Raw genomic sequence first — 16,145 nt, forward strand, 5'->3', positions numbered from 1 at the left:
GGGGGGGCCCCCCCCCCCCCCCCCCTCCCCCCCCCCCGCGGGGCCCTCTCCCCCCCCCCCCGCCCCCCCCCTCAAACAACCCCCCCCCCCCCCCCCCCCCCCCCCCCCCCGCGCCGCCCCGGCCCCCCCCCCCCCCCCCCCCCCCCCGCCCGTTCGGGGCCGGTTCCCGCCCGCCGGTAGGGTGTTGCGCGCGGGGCGGGACTCGAGGGAACCGATCGGGCCGGTGGCGCGTCCAAACAAGTAGCGGTGGGGAATCCGCCGGGAGTTGTCAGGTAGGAGAGCTGTGCGCAGCGTTGCGGTGATGCGGGTCCTGGTCGGCGGGATGGTCGGGGCGGCTGTTCTCGCTGGGTGTACGGGGACCGGGGAGGGTGGGTCGGCGACGACCACTTCGGCGAACGCTGGTAGCGACAATCTGTTCAATCCGTGCCGTGGGGCGATGAGTGACGAGGCTTTGCGGGGGGCTGGGCTCGATCCAACGACCATGAGCGTGGTGACAGATCCGCCCACTGGGGCGTCCGCTTGGCGGGTCTGCAATTGGCGTCCGCTCGACGACCGTTACGGCTCGGGTCGCCGCGCCATCGGAATCTTCTCAACCCGGTTCACGCTCGACGATCTTCGAAAGAAGGAGAGCGCGACAGTACTTCGCGACACAACCGTCAACTCACGACCCGGCGTGGTGTCGAAAGAGAACAACGATGTCGACGCGTGCCATGTTTCGTTCAGTGCAGAACAAGGCATGTTCACAGTGCGAGCTTCGTGGTTGAGCACCGAAGGTCCACGGGTGGGTGACCTGTGCACCATGGCCCAGCAATATGCCGAGGCACTCGAGCCCCACCTACCGAAGTGATCGGGGAGGATCACCAATGACCCAGGATCAAGCCGCCTACTGGCGCCAGATGAAACAACAGGCGATCAACGGCGAGTTCAAGATCGACGAAGATCTCGGCAAATCCATCGCCGACGTCGCGAGCCAGTACATCGCTGACCTCGAGCAGCAACGGGAGAACGCGCGAAGCCTCGAGTTCCTCACGGGTTGGGGCGGGCTTCCCTCTGCGAAGGACCTTCGAGCGAAATTCGAGAAGAAGGCCGTGACCGGCGGCCCCGACGGTGCCGACGACTCCGCCGTCGCCCGCATCGACCAGCACATCGCCATCGCCCGCGATCAGCGCGACACCTTCCTCGCCGCCATCGGCAAATTGCAGGCTGTCGACCAGCAGACCGCGGGTGCGCTCGGCACGACCGGGGCGGCGATCTGATGGGTTGGGAAGACGTGGGCAGCTTTCTCGGAGCGGTGGTCGTCTCACCCCTCGAGGCGATCAGTACCACCGTCGCAACGATCGGCACGGGCAGCATCTTCAACCAGATGGAATCCCACGATGCCGCCACGGAGCGCGGGAAGCTCGTCGATCAGGGCAAACAGGCGTGGGAGGGTGATCGCGGCATCATCAGCGACGAGTGGTCGCGCCTCGCGAACGGTGCCGCGCTGACCAGGGCCAAGACCGCCATCGCGAAACCCGAAGCCTTCAGCGAGTGGACGCATCAGCAGATCTGGGACGCGCTCAACGCGGGTGCCGACGGAGCTGTCGACGCCGATCAGGTCAACGCGGGGGCCGACGGCTGGCGCAGGCTCACCACCGGCCTGGAAACCGCCGTGACCACCTATCGGAGCAAGTTCGACGCGGTAGTCGCGGAGAAGTGGTCCGGCCAGTCCGGTAACGCGGCCATCGAGGCGATCCGGACCTACACGACCGAGGCGACGCAGTTGTCCACCAGCTTCCAGATGGTCGCCAACGGTATCGACTGGATGCAGGGTCTGCTGGGACAGGCGAAGATCACCATCCCGGAGCCCGAAGATGTGTCCCTCGCCGAGGATTGGCTCGGCCATGTTCCAGGCAACGGTGTGCTCAAGATGGGAAGCCATCGCGCCAATGAAGCCGAGGCCTCCGCACAGCTGTTCATGATCGGCACCTATCAGCCGGGCGCAACGACCGTCGACGGCCAGACCCCGGTGTTGCCGGCGCCGAAGAACGGCATGACCGACCCCGGGGGCGACGGGAACCCCGACAACGGCGGCAACCCCAACAATGGTGGCGGCAACCCCGACACCAACAACCCGTCGACCGATCCCGCTGGGACGCAACAGGATCCGGCGAGCACCAACGATCCCACCACCACCGACGACACCACCGAGGCCGACAGCACCGACGACGACACGACCGACGACGACACCGACACCACGCCGACGACCACCGACGACGGGTCGACAGCACCGGCGTCGACGGCCGACCCGACCGGGTCCAAGCTCGGCGACGGCACGCCGGGCACCGGCTCGCCTGGCGGCGGTTCGCCCGGCGGTGGCACGGGTGGCGGTTCGCCCGGCGGTGGAGCGGCCGGGGTACCGGGCGCCGGAACCTCGCGTCCGGGGACGACCGGCGGCGGCGCGGCGCAGGCCGCCGGCGTACGCGCGGGCACGGGTACCGCGGGCGCTCGTGGCATGTCGGGGATGCCCGGCATGATGGGCGGCGGCCGTGGCGGCGGCAAGCAGGAGGACGATGACGAGCACACCACGCCCGACTACCTGATCCAGGATCGGGAGAGCGAGCTGATCGGCACCTTGCCGCCGACGCTGCCGCCGGGCGGAGTGATCGGCGCGTGAACCAGCCACCGACGACGGCCGGTTGGCGGCTGTCCCCCGCCGAATTCGCCCTCGTCCTCGAGGGGAATGGTCGCGATCGCGTCCCGTATCCCCTGCGCCGCAGGCCCGAGTTCGCCGAATCGCTCGACGTTCTCGCCGAGCGCCGCAGAGCCATCGCCCTGCGGATGCGCGAGATCTACGACCCGAACCTGCACCGCGTGTTCGAGGTCCTGCTCGAACCCCGGGTCCGCGTCGAGATCGAGGGCTTCACCGGTCCCGGCCAGACCGAGGCGGTCCGCATCTACGCCGGAATCAGCGGCGCCGCGGCGACTCTCGCCGTCCAAGCGCCGGGAGCGACCCGCGAGGACGGCGGCGACATCACTCTCACGAGCCTGCCCGCGAGTGCCGTCGCGGCGCAGATCGTCGCCACGCTGCCCCAGGTCGTCGGCGGGAGCCTGCCGCGTTTCGAAGGGCGTCGCACCGATCTCGACGCGCCCGTCTACGCAAGGAATCCGACCCGGCTGTCACCGGTCGAACAACTGCAGAAGTTCTTCCGCCGTCCCCGCAGCGGCACCGGCGAGATCACCGTGTACCCGGGCTTCGCACTCGACGCCCGCCCGACCGACGACGGCTCCGCCTTCCTCTGGCTGGACTACCCGGACGACGGCCGCTACCTGATGCAGTACCACGATGCCGACAGCTTCACCGTCATCCCCGGTCCGGCAGCCGAGATCACCCGCCGCCTGCAGACCCGGATCGACACCATGACCAGGCGCGCCGACCACGTGGGAGCGCCCTGAACATCGAAACAAGCTCTCCGACAGCCTGTTCCGGTCACCGTGTCGGTCAGGTCGACGGCGCCGCAGCCTGCCGGTGAGAGGGCGACCACCGCTCCCCGTTGCCCCGTGGACGAGGCGCGCTCGGCGGTCCATGAGACGGGGGCACCGAGCGGGGCGATGCACCTTCTCGGGGGTCGAGCGCACCGGTTGCCACTACCGACGCGAGGAAGCTCGCGGCGGTAGTCCACGCCCGCGTCAGCGAGGAGCGACTCCGGCATTCGGCTCGACTGCCGGGCGCTGCCTCGCCGCGCGCAACGCGCGGAGTCCGGCGATGCCGATGGCGAGGTCGGCGGCGATCTCGAACAGGGCGGCGAACCAGGAGAACCCGGTGACGCGGGCTTCGGGCGGTGCGGCGATGAAGCTGTCGCTCAGCGGGCCGAACCAGTCGGGGAGCAGGTGGACGACGGTGAAACCCACCGCGCTGGCGAAGCCGACGATCGCCGCCGCGAGTGGGGCCTCCGGGCGGCGCCGGACCACCAGGAACACCGTGAGCAGGGCGAAGAGTAGTTGCAGGGTGCCGAGGGTGTTCACCAGCGCCGAGGTGACGTCCATGCCGCGCCGCAGATGATCGGCGCCGTGGACGAGCAGGGCGACGGCGAAGACGCCGGTCGTGATGCGCAGGGTCGGATCCGGTGCTGTCATCGGTGTCTCCAGCCGAAAGAGGATCAGTTCTACTACGCATTGTAGTTTTCAAGTGTCGGCGTGCGCAGGCGTTCCGTCGTCACGAACCGGTCACCTCCGGTGCGACGTAGGCTCGGCGCATGGCGTTGTTGCGGGCGGTGGCCGGGATCGTGGCCGCCGCGTTGGTGCTCGGGGTGGCGGAGCTGGTCGCGGCGTTCACCGGCGCGGGGAGCGCGCCCGCGTACGCGCTCGGGGCGACCGTCGTCGACCACACGCCCGACGGGATCCGGGAATGGGCGATCCAGACCTTCGGGACGAACGACAAGGCCGTGCTGTTCGTCTGCATGGGGATGGTCGCGGTTGTCGTCGCCGCGCTGGCGGGCATGCTCGAGCGCGGTGACCGGCCGATCGGGTCGGGCCTGTTCGTCGCCTTCGGGGTGCTCGCCGCCGCCATCGGGGCGGGCCGGATCGGCGGATTCTCCGGCGCGCTGCCCGCCGTGTTCGGCACCGCCGCAGGGGTTCTCGCGCTCCGCGCGCTCACACATCGGATCGACACGGCGCGCGCAGAGGCCGCCGGTCCGGAGGGTGCCGCACCGCCCGAGGCAGGCACGGGCGAGACGGCCCAGGATCACGGCACCGACGCGGCAAGGGACCGTTCGGGTCGGGCGCGGGCAGGCGCGAGCGCCGACGACATCGGCGGAACCGATACCGATGACGCGGCAGGCCGATCGCCGAGCCCGGATCAGGAGCGCAATCGCCCGAGCGCGACGGCGCGGGATGCCGAGCAGGTGGGCTCCGCTCCGGTCGCGCCGAACGGCACCGGGCGGCGGCGAGTACTCGGCGGCATCGCGGCCACCGGCGTGCTCGCACTCGGCGCAGGCACAGCGGGACGGCTGCTCGGCGGCGCGCGCACCGACGTGTCGGCCGAGCGGGCCTCCGTCGAGCTACCGAGCGCCGCCGCCCCACTTCCCGACCTACCGCCGGGTGCGGACCTGCGCCTGCCCGGCCTGACCCCGTACCTCACACCCAACAGCGAGTTCTACCGGATCGACACCGCGCTGAGCCTTCCCCAGGTGTCGACGGACTCGTGGTCGCTGCGGATCCACGGTCTCGTCGAGCGGGAAATCGTGCTCACCTGGGACGATCTCGCGCGGCGTACCCCGGTGGAGAAGACGGTGACGCTGGCCTGCGTCTCCAATCCCGTCAACGGCGACCTGATCGGCAATGCCCGCTGGCTCGGCTACCGGCTCGACGAGCTGCTCGCCGAAGCGGGCCCGCTGCCGCAAGCCGACATGGTCCTGTCCCGCAGCCAGGACGGCTGGACCGCGGGCACCCCGCTCACCGCGCTCACCGACGGCCGCGACGCCCTGCTCGCGATCGGGATGAACGGCGAACCGCTGCCCGTCCGGCACGGTTATCCGGCGCGACTGGTGGTGCCCGGGCTCTACGGCTATGTGTCGGCCACCAAGTGGGTCACCGAACTCGAGGTGACCCGGTTCGACCGCGCCACCGCCTACTGGACCCGCCGCGGCTGGTCGGCACACGGCCCGATCAAGACCGGCACCCGCATCGACACCCCGCGTGGTCGTGGCCGAATCGCCAAGGGCCGCACCGTGATCGCCGGTGTGGCATGGGCCCAGCACCGCGGTGTCACCGGCGTCGAGGTCCAGATCGACAACGGCGACTGGCAGCCCGCGCGCCTGTCCACCGAGGTCTCCATCGACACCTGGCGCCAGTGGGCCTACGACTGGGACGCCACCCCCGGCCCGCACACCCTGCGCGCCCGCACCACCGACGCCACCGGCCAACCGCAGACCGCCGTCGAACAGGACGTCGTCCCCGACGGCGCCACCGGCTACCCCACCCTCACCATCCAGGTGCAATAGCCGGTGTGAGCAGCGGGCACCTGCTGGCAAGATGGTGCATGCTCGTGCACCACACTGCACAACTGAGGAGCGCACGTGTCCGCCATCTTCGATTGGGCAACCAGCGACAACCTGCAGCCGGAACCGGTGACGCTGGAGATATCGTCCGGGCCGAGTCGCCGCAACGCGCCCACCAGAAGGCCTGGTGCTGGCTCGTGTGGGTATCCGACAACAGCATCAGCGTGATCAAGATCTTCGTACTCGATCACGTACTCGGCCAGTACACCCCGCATCTGGAGCTTCGACCGTCGGACGGGCCGGTGACGATCGAAGCTCCGGTGCGCTGCGAAATCGACTGGAAGCGGTTGACCGACCCCGTCCGCTGACTTCGCCCGCTCAGGCGGCGGTGTCGGCCTTGGCGCGTGGGGTTGGTCTGCCCGCGCCGGATTGGGCGTGGCCGACGAACAGGGCCGAGGCGACGATGCCGATGATGAGGATGGCCGCGGGGAGCAGCATCGACTGGGCCAGTGCGGTGCTGAACTCGTCGAGGACGTGGGGCGGGAGGGGGCCGGTGCCCATGCCCTCGCCCACCGGGGCGTCGCCGCCGAGCCCGTTGGCGGTGAGGCGGGCCGCGATGAGGGCGCTGATGGCGGCGCTGCCCAGGACCGAGCCGACCTGGCGGGTCGTGTTGTAGACGCCGGCGCCCGCACCCGCCTGCGCGATCGGCAGGTTGTGCGTGGCGGTCGAGGCCAGCGGGGCCCAGATGCAGGCGTTGGCGAAACCGGCCACGGCCGCGACGAGCAGGAACCAGACGATCGAGGAGTCCGGCTCCATCAGGAACGCGAAGCCGAAGATCGAGCCCGCGAACAGCGTGAAACCGATGGTCGGCACCAGGCGCGGGGGCAGCCGATCGGAGAACTTGCCGATCAGCGGCGCGCTGACGCCGGTCACGATCGCCATCGGCGCGAACACCAGTGCCGACGTGGTCGGCGACATCCCGCGCACCCCCTGCAGATAGAAGTAGGCGGGCACCATCTGCGAGGTGACCGCGGCGCCCATCGCGGCGATCGCCAGGTTCGACAGCGAGAAGTTGCGATCCTTGAACAGGCTCATCGGCACCAGCGGCTCGCCCCGGTTCCTGGCCTGGTTGATCACGAACGCCACCAGCATCACCACGCCGAACCCGATCAACAGCCAGATCCGCAGGGACCAGTCGTGCGTGTTGCCCTCCTGGATGCCGAACACCAGCGCCGTCATGCCGACGCCGCTGAGTACCACGCCGACCAGGTCGAACTTGTGGTCGTTGGTCGGCAGGGCGGGCACCAGCCACACGGCCAGCCCGAAGGCGATGATGCCGACCGGCACGTTGACGATGAAGATCCACTCCCAGCCGAGACTGTCGACCAGCACCCCACCCAGGATCGGGCCGACCAGCGTGGCCAGACCCGCGACGCCACCCCACAGCCCCATCGCGGCACCGCGCTTGTCCGGCGGGAAGGTGCGGGTGATGACGGCCATCGTCTGCGGTGTCATCAGCGCCGCGCCGATGCCCTGGGCGGCGCGCGCGGCGATCAGCATGCCGATGCTGCCGGACAGGCCGCACCACAGCGAGGCGCCGGTGAAGATCGCCAGCCCGATCAGATAGATGTTCTTCGGCCCGTACTTGTCGCCGAGCCGCCCGGTGACCAGCAGCGGCACCGCGTAGGTGAGCAGGTAGGCGCTGGTCACCCAGATGACGTTGGAGATGTCGCTGTTCAGGTCCGCCATGATCGCCGGATTGGCGACCGCGACGATCGTCATGTCGAGCAGGATCATGAAGAACCCGACCACGAGCGCGAACAGCGCCAGCCACGGATTTCGTTGAGTGGTCATCGAAGCGGTTCCTATCGGAGTTCGTCATCGGGCGACCGGACCGGGTCATCCACCGAGAATTCGACCACGCCGGTCGTCGGCGCGCGGCCGGCGGGTGATGCCGCGCCGTCCGCCCGGCGGGTCGCAGCCGCCGCGCGAAGCCTCGCCGCGTCCGAGCGCATGTGTCGAGTATGCGCCTGCGCCCACGGGGGCTCACACCCCGCGGCAGATGCGGTCGCCCGAGGTGGCGAAAATGTGTCGAATTTCTCGAATGACGTCGGAAAGTTGGTGGCATCACATTTTTTGAAGATCAGAAAGTGATTCGTGTTGAATCAGCCCCGTCTCATCGAAAACAAACAAACAGAAATGGGGGGGACAATGATTCGCCGTTATTCCGCCAGGGGTTTCAGCCGGGCACTCGTCATGGGCGCACTCCCGGTAGCCATCGCGGTGACCTGCGCCGACGTCGCGTCCGCGGCACCGGTGGCACCGGTGGTGTCGAGTGTGGAGCGCACCACCTCCTACGACGGGCACACCATCACCTTCGTCGATGATCGGACGATGACGATCGACGGGCACACCGTCACCGTCGACGATCAGAACGTGGTCAGGATCGACGATCGCCAGGTGTCGTTCCGCAGCGTGGCGACACCCGCCGAGGCCCTGATTTCCGTCAACGCGCCGATCGCTGACCCCACCAAGGTGGGAACCGGTGCGTTGGTGGGCGCCGGAGTCGGCGCAGCGGCGGCAGGTATCCCCGCCGCGATCGTCGGCGCGATCCCGGGCGCGGTCATCGGCGGTGTGGTCGGCGCGGGCGCCGGCTTCCTGATCGGTATCGGGACGGTCGCCGCGGCCGTCTTCATCGGCTCGATGGTCGGCTGTGTGACCACGGGCTGCCTCATCGATGTGCCGATCTTCATCGCGGGACTGGCCGCGCAGGCAGCGATCGCCGCTCCCTCGATCGCCGTCGGCGCGGTCGCGGGCATCGCGATCGGCGCGGCGATCGGCGCCGGTATCGCAGGGTTGCCCGCGGCCGGGATCGGCGCCCTCGTCGGTGCCGGCATCGGCGCGGGCGCGGTGACGCTGAATCCGCAACTCGTGCCCTGATCTCCGCCGGACACGACGAGACCCGCTCCCGCATCCTGATGCGAGGGCGGGTCTCGTCGTAGGTCAGAGGCCGTGGGCGTCGAGCCAGGTGCGGGCGGCGGTGGCCGGGGTGGTGCCGGTGTCGACCTGGTGGATGAGGTCGACGAGGTCCTCGGTGGTGAGTTCACCGGCGACGTAGTTGAGTTTCTTCGACTCGGCGCGGTCGAAGATGCCGGAGCGGTAGACGGCCAGCAGGTTCTGGGCACGGAGGGCGTATTTCGGGTCGTCGAGGACGACCAGGTCGGCGGTGTCCGCGTCGGCGGGCGGGCCGTTGAGGACGCCCACCTGGATCTCGCCGTCGCGCAGGGCTTTTCGCAGGGCTGCCGGGTCGGGGTAGGGCTTGCTCGCGGCGAACGCGCAGTCGGCGAGTTGGGGCGGCGCGGTGGCGGCGAGGCCGGGGACGGCGGCGAATCCGGCGGTGAGTTCGGCGCAGCGCGGCGTCAGGGCGGCGACCGTGGTGGCGCCGAGTTCGGGGGTGACCAGCAGCCGGGGGCGCAGATCGGTGCCGTCGGCGGGGTCGGAGACCGACAGGCCCTGCGGGAGGGCGGCATTGACCGCGCCGCCGACGGCCTCGGGGGTGCGGGCCGGGGCGCCGGGATTCCAGCGATCGAGCAGGGCGCCGTTGCGGGCGGGCAGGACCGCGATCCGGCCCGCGTCGAGGTCGGCCAGCGGCGCCGCGGAGTCGCGCACGACCGCCGTCGGGGTGCCGGTACGGGCCAGTGCCTGGGCATAGATCTCGGCGAGCAGAACTGATTCGGTGGTGGCGTCGGCGCCCACCGCGACCACCGTCCGCGACTCGTCGGCGGCGCAGGAAACAGTGGCGAAAGACCAGGTGGCGACCACTACCGCGGCGACCGTCCTGCGCACCGCTCGCGACCCCATCCGGCGACACCACCTTCCTGTATTTGCCGTCAACCCACGCAATTCGGCGCGACGCGGGGCAGTATGAACAACCAGAATGTACCCGCGGCCCCGTGGCCGCGTGCACAGCGCACTGCCCGCCTTTGCCGGAAGGACACCAGTGAAAACCGCGTTCGCCTCCTCCACACCTGGACAACGCCGACCGGCACGCCGCCTCGCCGTCCGAGCGGGCCGGGTGCTCGCCGCCGCCGTCGCACTGGCCGCCGCCATGATCGTCGCCTCCTGCGGCAACTCCGATCCGCTCGCCGCCAAGGGCGACTGCGCCAGCGACGCCCTGATCATCGGCTCGGCCAACTTCCCCGAGTCCGAGACCGTGGCCAACATCTACACCGAGGTGCTGCGAATCAACGGCTTCAAGGTCGACACGAAGTTCAATATCGGCAGCCGCGAGGCCTACATCCCCGCCCTGCGCCAGTGCGCGATCTCGCTGATCCCCGAATACACCGGAAACCTGCTGCAGTACCTGAACAAGGACGCCACCGCGACCGCGGAGCCCGAGGTGAACGCGGCACTGACCGCGGCCCTCGGCAGCGAACTGGCCATCGCGACCCCGGCGCCGGGCCAGGATTCCGACGCCGTCGTCGTCACCCGCGCGACGGCCGACCGCTGGAAGCTGACCAGCATCGCCGACCTGGCCCCGCACTCGGCCGAGGTGAAGTTCGGCGCGCCCGCCGAGTTCGCGCAGCGCCCCGGTGGCCTGCCGGGTCTGAAGAAGAACTACGGGCTCGACATCACCGACGCCAACTTCGTGCCGATCGCCGACGGCGGCGGGCCCGCGACGGTGCGCGCGCTGGTCGACGGCCAGGTCACCGCGGCCGACATCTTCACCACCTCGCCCGCGATCGCGCAGAACAACCTGGTGGTGCTCGCCGACCCGAAGAGCAACTTCGCCGCCCAGAACGTGGTGCCGCTGTTCAACGCCGCCAAGAAGACCGACAAGGCGGTCGCCGTGCTCGACGCCGTCTCGGCCAAACTCACCACCACCGAACTGATCTCGCTCAACACCGCGGTCTCCGGTGACAGCAAGATCGAACCCAAGGCCGCCGCACTCGCCTGGATCACCGCGCAGGGGCTGAACTCCCCCATCGGCTAGGAGACCCGTTGTCCGACATCGAATTCCGCGGAATCGAGAAGACCTACCCCGATGGCACCCGGGCGGTTCGCGGCCTGGATCTGCGGATCGAATCGGGGTCGTTCACCGTGTTCGTCGGCCCGTCGGGCTGCGGCAAGACCACCTCGATGCGGATGATCAACCGGATGGTCGAGCCGAGCGCGGGCACCATCACTCTCGACGGCCGCGATATCGCCTCGGTCGACCCGGTGAAACTGCGGCTCGGGATCGGGTACGTGATCCAGAGCGGCGGGCTGCTGCCCAACCGCAAGGTGATCGACAATGTGGCGACCGTGCCGATGCTGCTCGGCGCCTCCCGCAAGGACGCCCGCGCCGCCGCGCTCGATGTGCTCGACCGGGTCGGCCTGGATCGCGGTCTGGCGCAGCGCTATCCGGCGCAGCTCTCGGGCGGGCAGCAGCAGCGCGTCGGGGTGGCGCGGGCGCTGGCCGCCGACCCGCCGGTGCTGTTGCTGGACGAGCCGTTCAGCGCCGTCGACCCGGTGGTGCGCGCCGAACTACAGGTCGAGATGCGGCGGCTACAGGCCGAACTGCACAAGACGATCGTGTTCGTCACCCACGACATCGACGAGGCGATCACCCTCGGCGACCGGATCGCGGTGTTCGGGCGCGGCGGCGTGCTGCAACAGTTCGGCGCGCCCGAACAGGTGCTCGCCCAGCCCGCCACCGATTTCGTCGCGGAGTTCGTCGGCCGGGATCGCGGCTATCGCGCGCTGTCGTTCCGTACCGCCGACGGGGTCGCGCTGGCCCCGATCCGCACCGTCGAGGCCGACGCGGTCGCCGGGTTGCGGCTCGAACAGGGTGAATGGGCGCTCGTCGTCGACGCCGACGGCAAGCCGGGCGGCTGGGTCGACGTCACCGGGGTGGAGGGCGTGCGCGCCGGCCGCAGTGTGGCGGCGAGCGTGTCCGCCGGTGGTTCCCTGTTCACCCCCGGCGGCGACCTGCGTCAGGCCCTCGACGCGGCGATCTCCTCGCCGTCGGGTATCGGTGTCGCCGTGGATGATTCGGGCGCCGTGCGCGGTGGCCTGCTCGCCACCGATGTGCTCACCCAGCTCGCGGAGCAGCGCGGCGTCGAGGACGCCGAACGGAACCGGGAGTTCTTCGACCAGGACGCCTCGTGAGGTATCTGCTCGACAACTTCGCCGAGGTCATGGCGATCACCCGCGAGCACCTGGTCCTCGCGCTGGTCCCGCTGCTGCTCGGCCTGCTGATCGCGATCCCGTGCGGCGCGCTGATCCGCGGCAACGGCTGGGCCCGGCGGATCACCACGACGGTGTCGAGCCTGGCCTACACCATCCCCTCGCTGGCCCTGTTCGTGATCATCCCACCGCTGGTTGGTATCTCGGCGATCGATCCGCTGAACGTGATCATCGCGCTCACGGTGTACTCCACCGCGCTGCTGCTGATCGCGGTGCCGACCGCGCTGGATTCCGTCCCCGCCGATGTCGTCGACGCCGCCGACGCGATCGGATTCGGGCGCCTGCGGCGCACGCTGACCGTCGACATGCCCTTGGCGCTGCCGGTTTTCGTCTCCAGCCTGCGGGTCGTGGTGGTCACCGATATCGCGATGGTGTCGGTCGGCGCGCTGGTCGGCGTCGGCGGGCTCGGCAAGCTGTTCACGCAGGGATACCAGCGGGACTATCCCGACCAGATCGTCGCGGGCATCATCGTCACCCTGGTGCTCGCGCTCATCTTCGATCGGCTGGTCTTCCTGCTCGGCAAGCTCGCGACCCCGTGGACCCGCGCCGACGGGCGAGAGGAATCGGCATGAATCTGTTCGTCGAAGCCTGGCGGTACCTGACCGACGGCGCGAACTGGGGCGGCTCCGCCGGAATCGGCACCAGGCTGCTGCAGCATCTCTGGTACAGCTTCCTCACGGTCGCGCTGTCGGCGCTCGTCGCGGTGCCGCTCGGCCTGGTGATCGGGCACACCCGGCGCGGCAGCGCGGTGCTGGTCGGTTTCGCCAATGCCATGCGGGCATTGCCGACGCTGGGCCTGCTCACCTTCCTGGTGCTCGGACTCGGCCTCGGGCTGATCCCACCGCTGCTCGCGCTGATCACGGTCGGTATCCCGCCGCTGCTGGCCGGCGCGTACGCGGGCATCGCGAACGTGCCCGCCGACGTGGTCGACGCCTCCCGCGCGATGGGGATGACCGAATCCCAGATCCTGTTCCGGGTCGAACTGCCCAATGCCATGCCGGTGATGCTGGGCGGACTGCGCGGCGCCACCCTGCAGGTGGTGGCCACCGCGACGATCGCCGCCTACGTCAACCTCGGCGGGCTCGGGCGCTACATCTTCGACGGGATCGGCCTCTACCGCTACGACCTGGTGCTGGTCGGCGCGCTGCTGGTGGCCGTGCTCGCGCTGGTGCTCGACGCGATCCTGGCGGCGGCGGTCTGGGTCAGCGCGCCGGGCACGGGGCGGCTGGCCCGTGGAACGGTCGTCGGCACGGACACGACGCTCGTCGCGGAGTAGGTCGTCGAGGGCCCGGGCACACCGGTGACGACCCGTCACGAGTCGCCGTTGAAGGGCTGAATGCCTCGGGGTTTGCGGTCTCGCCCCCGTCGCTCCCGGCCCGCGAGGGTCAGTCGTCGCCGAGCAGGGCCCGCAGGTGCGGATCGGCTGCCAGCACCTGCTGCATCCTGGCGCGCTCCTGGACTCGGTGGGCCCGCGTCTGCAGCCACTCCTGCACGGCCGTCACGACCGCCGCGTTCACCGACAGGCCGTCGGCCTCGGCCGCACCGGCGAGCTGCGCGTACACCTCGTCGGGGAGCTGGGCGGAGAAGGTCGTCATCCTCCGATGATCCCAGACAACGCGACAGCGCCCCGTTCCGGGGAACGGGGCGCTGTCGGTGGAACGCTGCGGACTAGGCGACGCCCTCGGCGCGCGCGGCCTCGGCCACGGCCTCGGCGACCGCCGGCGCCACGCGCGGGTCCAGCGGGCTGGGGATGATCCGGTCCACGGCCAGCTCGTCGGCGACGACACCGAAGATGGCGTCGGCGGCGGCGACCTTCATGCCCTCGGTGATCCGGCGGGCGCCCGCGTCGAGCGCGCCCTTGAACACACCGGGGAAGGCCAGCACGTTGTTGATCTGGTTCGGGAAGTCGCTGCGGCCGGTCGCCACGATCGCGGCGTACTTGGCGGCCACCTCGGGGTGGATCTCCGGGTCGGGGTTCGACATGGCGAACACGATCGACTCCGGCGCCATCGAGGCGATGAGCTCCTCGGGAATGGTGCCCGCGGACAGGCCGAGGAACACATCGGCACCGGCCAGCGCCTCGGCGGCACCACCGGTCAGACCACGCGGGTTGCTGCGGGCGGCCAGCTCGGCCTTCACGCCGTTGAGGCCGTCACGCCCGGCGCTGACGATGCCCTTCGAGTCGAGCACGACCACATCGGGCACGCCGGCGGCGAGCAGGATGTTGGCGCAGGCCACACCGGCCGCACCGGCACCGGACACCACGACCTTGAGGGCCGACATGTCCCGGCCCTGCTGGGCGGCCGCGCCCTTGAGGGCGGCCAGCACCACGATGGCGGTGCCGTGCTGGTCATCGTGCATGACGGGGCAGTCCAGCGCCTCGATCACGCGCCGCTCGATCTCGAAGCAGCGCGGCGCCGAGATGTCCTCGAGGTTGACCGCGCCGAAGCTGGGGCGCAGGTGGATCAGCGTCTGGACGATCTCGTCCGGATCGGTGGTGTCGAGCACCAGCGGAATCGAGTTCAGGCCGGCGAACTTCTTGAACAGCGCGGCCTTGCCCTCCATGACCGGCAGCGAGGCGCGCGGGCCGATGTCGCCGAGGCCGAGCACGGCGGTGCCGTCGCTGACCACGACCACGAGGCGGTCGGTCCAGGTGTAGGTCTTGGTGAGCGCCGCGTCCTCCGCGATCGCCCGGCTGACCTGGGCGACACCGGGGGTGTAGGCGATCGACAGGTCGCGCTGGGTCTCGAGCGGGGCGCTGAGCTCGACCGAAAGCTTGCCACCGAGGTGGCCCGCGAAGATCTCGTCTTGGGTGATGGCAGCGAGGCTCGCTGCGTCATCGGCCTTGGGCGCCGCGGTGGCATTCGGTGCGTCAGTCACAGGTGACACGATTTCACTCCTGCTCGAGTCGGACTCAACCGGGGGACGGTTACCGCCGGGTATATCGGGATTACGGAATTCACAGAGCACTCAGGGGTGCGCAGCCAGGGCGAACACGGGTGAAACCGGGTCGTGTGGCGCGGCACAGATCCGCCGAGCGGAGCCGGACGGGTGGTCCGGGCGGACAAACGGGTCGGCACTCGGCCGCGACGGTGCGTCGCGGGGCGGAGGCCCACCTCGGTCCCCGTACCCGGCGGTGGCTTGGGCAGGGAATCCGCAACATTCTGCCAGCCCGGACGAGGACTTGCCAAACCGGTCCCGTGTGTCTCCCGGCCGCGCGTCATGGATCGAGGGTAGCGGCGGGGAATTGCCGTGGCGTTAGCGAAATCTCGCGGCGGCGGGGGAACATCCGGTGAACAGTCACACCGCGGCGGGTCGGCTCGCGGTGAGCTCTCCGCCGAACGCGTCGGGTCCGTCGACCCGGCGCACCCACACCTCGTCGAGGCCACCGCAGCGCTGCCCGACCGACCAGTCGGCGCTCACGTCCGGGTAGTCGATGCGCCGGTGGATGCCGCGGCTCTCGGTGCGCACGAGCGCGCTGTGGCCCGCCCACCGCGCGACCGCGAGCAGCGCGGCCGCCTGTCTGGCCTTGACCTGCCCGACGCCGATGCCGCCGAGTTCGTAGCGCGCCCCCGGCCACAGCGCGTCCAGCTCGGCGATGCTGTCGCGCAGGCTGCCCGCGCTGCGCCGGTAACTGCGCCGCAGCGGGAGCGTGTGCTCCTGCACCAGGCCGATCACCGCGCGCGGGTCGAGATGGGCGTGCGGACCCAGGCCGGCGCCCGGGACCGGCCGGCCGGTGGTGGCGCGCTCCGCGGCCGCGGCGAAGGTGGCCGCGCCCGCCCCCGCCCAGGCGCCGGAGGCCAGGGCCCCCGCGCCCCCACCCCGCCCCCCGCCACGGCCGCGCCTAACAGCCACCACACGCGATCGGTGTCGACCGGGGTCTCGAGCAGTTCCCGGCAGGCCTGCACGATCAGCAGGAACGGCACGACGGTGCACACC

18 protein-coding genes are annotated in these 16,145 nt (G+C 70.4%); 11 read left to right on the forward strand and 7 right to left on the reverse strand.

Annotated elements, in window-relative coordinates:
• Nucleotides 1–240: hypothetical protein (locus QH270_RS00700; protein ID WP_280338402.1), on the reverse strand; the 240-nt coding region annotated here is incomplete at its 3' end.
• Nucleotides 241–322: 82 nt separating this feature from the next.
• Here QH270_RS00700 and QH270_RS00705 point away from each other — a divergent pair.
• From QH270_RS00705 to QH270_RS00720, 4 genes are read left to right on the forward strand one after another with little or no spacing between them, the layout of a single operon-like run.
• Nucleotides 323–847 carry a DUF3558 domain-containing protein gene (locus QH270_RS00705; RefSeq protein WP_280338416.1) on the forward strand — a complete coding sequence of 175 codons (525 nt, stop codon included), beginning with the start codon at nucleotides 323–325 and terminating at the stop codon, nucleotides 845–847.
• A gap of 16 nt (nucleotides 848–863) precedes the next feature.
• Nucleotides 864–1,256: a hypothetical protein gene (locus QH270_RS00710; RefSeq protein ID WP_280338403.1), complete on the forward strand. Its 393-nt coding sequence runs from the start codon at nucleotides 864–866 to the stop codon at nucleotides 1,254–1,256.
• Nucleotides 1,256–2,656, forward strand: coding sequence for a PPE domain-containing protein (locus tag QH270_RS00715; protein WP_280338404.1), 1,401 nt, complete (start codon nucleotides 1,256–1,258; stop codon nucleotides 2,654–2,656). Before QH270_RS00710 ends, QH270_RS00715 begins: the two co-directional genes overlap by 1 nt.
• Entirely contained in the window at nucleotides 2,653–3,435 is a 783-nt protein-coding gene (locus QH270_RS00720; RefSeq protein ID WP_280338405.1) for an ESX secretion-associated protein EspG, read from the forward strand. The genes QH270_RS00715 and QH270_RS00720 overlap by 4 nt, the downstream gene beginning before the upstream one ends.
• A gap of 234 nt (nucleotides 3,436–3,669) precedes the next feature.
• Here QH270_RS00720 and QH270_RS00725 read toward each other — a convergent pair whose 3' ends face one another.
• Nucleotides 3,670–4,116, reverse strand: coding sequence for a hypothetical protein (locus QH270_RS00725; RefSeq protein ID WP_280338406.1), 447 nt, complete (start codon nucleotides 4,114–4,116; stop codon nucleotides 3,670–3,672).
• Nucleotides 4,117–4,235: 119 nt separating this feature from the next.
• On the opposite strand from QH270_RS00725, the gene QH270_RS00730 reads away from it, so the two are divergent.
• Both QH270_RS00730 and QH270_RS00735 read left to right on the forward strand, forming a co-directional pair.
• Nucleotides 4,236–5,981 carry a molybdopterin-dependent oxidoreductase gene (locus QH270_RS00730; protein ID WP_280338407.1) on the forward strand — a complete coding sequence of 582 codons (1,746 nt, stop codon included), beginning with the start codon at nucleotides 4,236–4,238 and terminating at the stop codon, nucleotides 5,979–5,981.
• Nucleotides 5,982–5,986: 5 nt separating this feature from the next.
• Nucleotides 5,987–6,346: a hypothetical protein gene (locus tag QH270_RS00735; RefSeq protein ID WP_280338408.1), complete on the forward strand. Its 360-nt coding sequence runs from the start codon at nucleotides 5,987–5,989 to the stop codon at nucleotides 6,344–6,346.
• Nucleotides 6,347–6,356: 10 nt separating this feature from the next.
• Here the strand turns inward: QH270_RS00735 and QH270_RS00740 are convergent, their stop codons facing one another.
• Nucleotides 6,357–7,832 (reverse strand): DHA2 family efflux MFS transporter permease subunit, encoded by a 1,476-nt coding sequence (locus QH270_RS00740; RefSeq protein WP_280338409.1) that lies wholly within the window; start codon nucleotides 7,830–7,832, stop codon nucleotides 6,357–6,359.
• Nucleotides 7,833–8,189: 357 nt separating this feature from the next.
• Here QH270_RS00740 and QH270_RS00745 point away from each other — a divergent pair, with 357 nt between their 5' ends.
• A complete protein-coding gene (locus QH270_RS00745) occupies nucleotides 8,190–8,918 on the forward strand; it encodes a hypothetical protein (protein WP_280338410.1) in 729 nt (242 codons plus the stop codon).
• 63 nt (nucleotides 8,919–8,981) lie between these two features.
• Here QH270_RS00745 and QH270_RS00750 read toward each other — a convergent pair whose 3' ends face one another.
• Nucleotides 8,982–9,839 (reverse strand): glycine betaine ABC transporter substrate-binding protein, encoded by an 858-nt coding sequence (locus tag QH270_RS00750; RefSeq protein ID WP_280338411.1) that lies wholly within the window; start codon nucleotides 9,837–9,839, stop codon nucleotides 8,982–8,984.
• Between the two features lie 247 nt (nucleotides 9,840–10,086).
• Between QH270_RS00750 and QH270_RS00755 the strand changes: the two genes are divergently transcribed.
• Genes QH270_RS00755 through QH270_RS00770 form a run of 4 tightly spaced genes read left to right on the forward strand, consistent with a single transcriptional unit; the run spans nucleotide 10,087 to nucleotide 13,482 of the window.
• Nucleotides 10,087–10,971, forward strand: coding sequence for an ABC transporter substrate-binding protein (locus tag QH270_RS00755; RefSeq protein ID WP_280338417.1), 885 nt, complete (start codon nucleotides 10,087–10,089; stop codon nucleotides 10,969–10,971).
• Nucleotides 10,972–10,979: 8 nt separating this feature from the next.
• Entirely contained in the window at nucleotides 10,980–12,128 is a 1,149-nt protein-coding gene (locus QH270_RS00760; RefSeq protein WP_280338412.1) for an ABC transporter ATP-binding protein, read from the forward strand.
• Entirely contained in the window at nucleotides 12,125–12,778 is a 654-nt protein-coding gene (locus tag QH270_RS00765; protein ID WP_280338413.1) for an ABC transporter permease, read from the forward strand. Before QH270_RS00760 ends, QH270_RS00765 begins: the two co-directional genes overlap by 4 nt.
• Nucleotides 12,775–13,482: an ABC transporter permease gene (locus QH270_RS00770; RefSeq protein ID WP_280338414.1), complete on the forward strand. Its 708-nt coding sequence runs from the start codon at nucleotides 12,775–12,777 to the stop codon at nucleotides 13,480–13,482. The genes QH270_RS00765 and QH270_RS00770 overlap by 4 nt, the downstream gene beginning before the upstream one ends.
• A 109-nt stretch (nucleotides 13,483–13,591) precedes the next feature.
• On the opposite strand, the gene QH270_RS00775 is transcribed toward QH270_RS00770, so the two are convergent.
• The 3 genes from QH270_RS00775 to QH270_RS00785 form a co-directional block, all read right to left on the reverse strand.
• Nucleotides 13,592–13,801 carry a CopG family transcriptional regulator gene (locus QH270_RS00775; RefSeq protein WP_110036584.1) on the reverse strand — a complete coding sequence of 70 codons (210 nt, stop codon included), beginning with the start codon at nucleotides 13,799–13,801 and terminating at the stop codon, nucleotides 13,592–13,594.
• A 73-nt stretch (nucleotides 13,802–13,874) separates the two neighbouring features.
• Entirely contained in the window at nucleotides 13,875–15,095 is a 1,221-nt protein-coding gene (locus QH270_RS00780) for an NAD(P)-dependent malic enzyme (RefSeq protein ID WP_432420267.1), read from the reverse strand.
• A gap of 411 nt (nucleotides 15,096–15,506) precedes the next feature.
• Entirely contained in the window at nucleotides 15,507–16,061 is a 555-nt protein-coding gene (locus QH270_RS00785) for a hypothetical protein (protein ID WP_280338415.1), read from the reverse strand.
• Between the last annotated feature and the right edge of the window lie 84 nt (nucleotides 16,062–16,145).

It is taken from the genome of Nocardia neocaledoniensis, from assembly GCF_029868625.1.
Classification (GTDB): domain Bacteria; phylum Actinomycetota; class Actinomycetes; order Mycobacteriales; family Mycobacteriaceae; genus Nocardia; species Nocardia neocaledoniensis_A.

What these genes read in the sequence shown, in the direction of transcription:
- QH270_RS00770 (WP_280338414.1), top strand. Translation starts at nt 12,775, where the DNA reads ATGAATCTGTTCGTCGAAGCCTGGCGGTACCTGACCGACGGCGCGAAC.
- QH270_RS00730 (WP_280338407.1), top strand. Translation starts at nt 4,236, where the DNA reads ATGGCGTTGTTGCGGGCGGTGGCCGGGATCGTGGCCGCCGCGTTGGTG.
- QH270_RS00710 (WP_280338403.1), top strand. Translation starts at nt 864, where the DNA reads ATGACCCAGGATCAAGCCGCCTACTGGCGCCAGATGAAACAACAGGCG.
- QH270_RS00725 (WP_280338406.1), bottom strand. Translation starts at nt 4,116, where the DNA reads ATGACAGCACCGGATCCGACCCTGCGCATCACGACCGGCGTCTTCGCC.
- QH270_RS00715 (WP_280338404.1), top strand. Translation starts at nt 1,256, where the DNA reads ATGGGTTGGGAAGACGTGGGCAGCTTTCTCGGAGCGGTGGTCGTCTCA.
- QH270_RS00740 (WP_280338409.1), bottom strand. Translation starts at nt 7,832, where the DNA reads ATGACCACTCAACGAAATCCGTGGCTGGCGCTGTTCGCGCTCGTGGTC.
- QH270_RS00705 (WP_280338416.1), top strand. Translation starts at nt 323, where the DNA reads ATGGTCGGGGCGGCTGTTCTCGCTGGGTGTACGGGGACCGGGGAGGGT.
- QH270_RS00750 (WP_280338411.1), bottom strand. Translation starts at nt 9,839, where the DNA reads ATGGGGTCGCGAGCGGTGCGCAGGACGGTCGCCGCGGTAGTGGTCGCC.
- QH270_RS00745 (WP_280338410.1), top strand. Translation starts at nt 8,190, where the DNA reads ATGATTCGCCGTTATTCCGCCAGGGGTTTCAGCCGGGCACTCGTCATG.
- QH270_RS00775 (WP_110036584.1), bottom strand. Translation starts at nt 13,801, where the DNA reads ATGACGACCTTCTCCGCCCAGCTCCCCGACGAGGTGTACGCGCAGCTC.
- QH270_RS00755 (WP_280338417.1), top strand. Translation starts at nt 10,087, where the DNA reads ATGATCGTCGCCTCCTGCGGCAACTCCGATCCGCTCGCCGCCAAGGGC.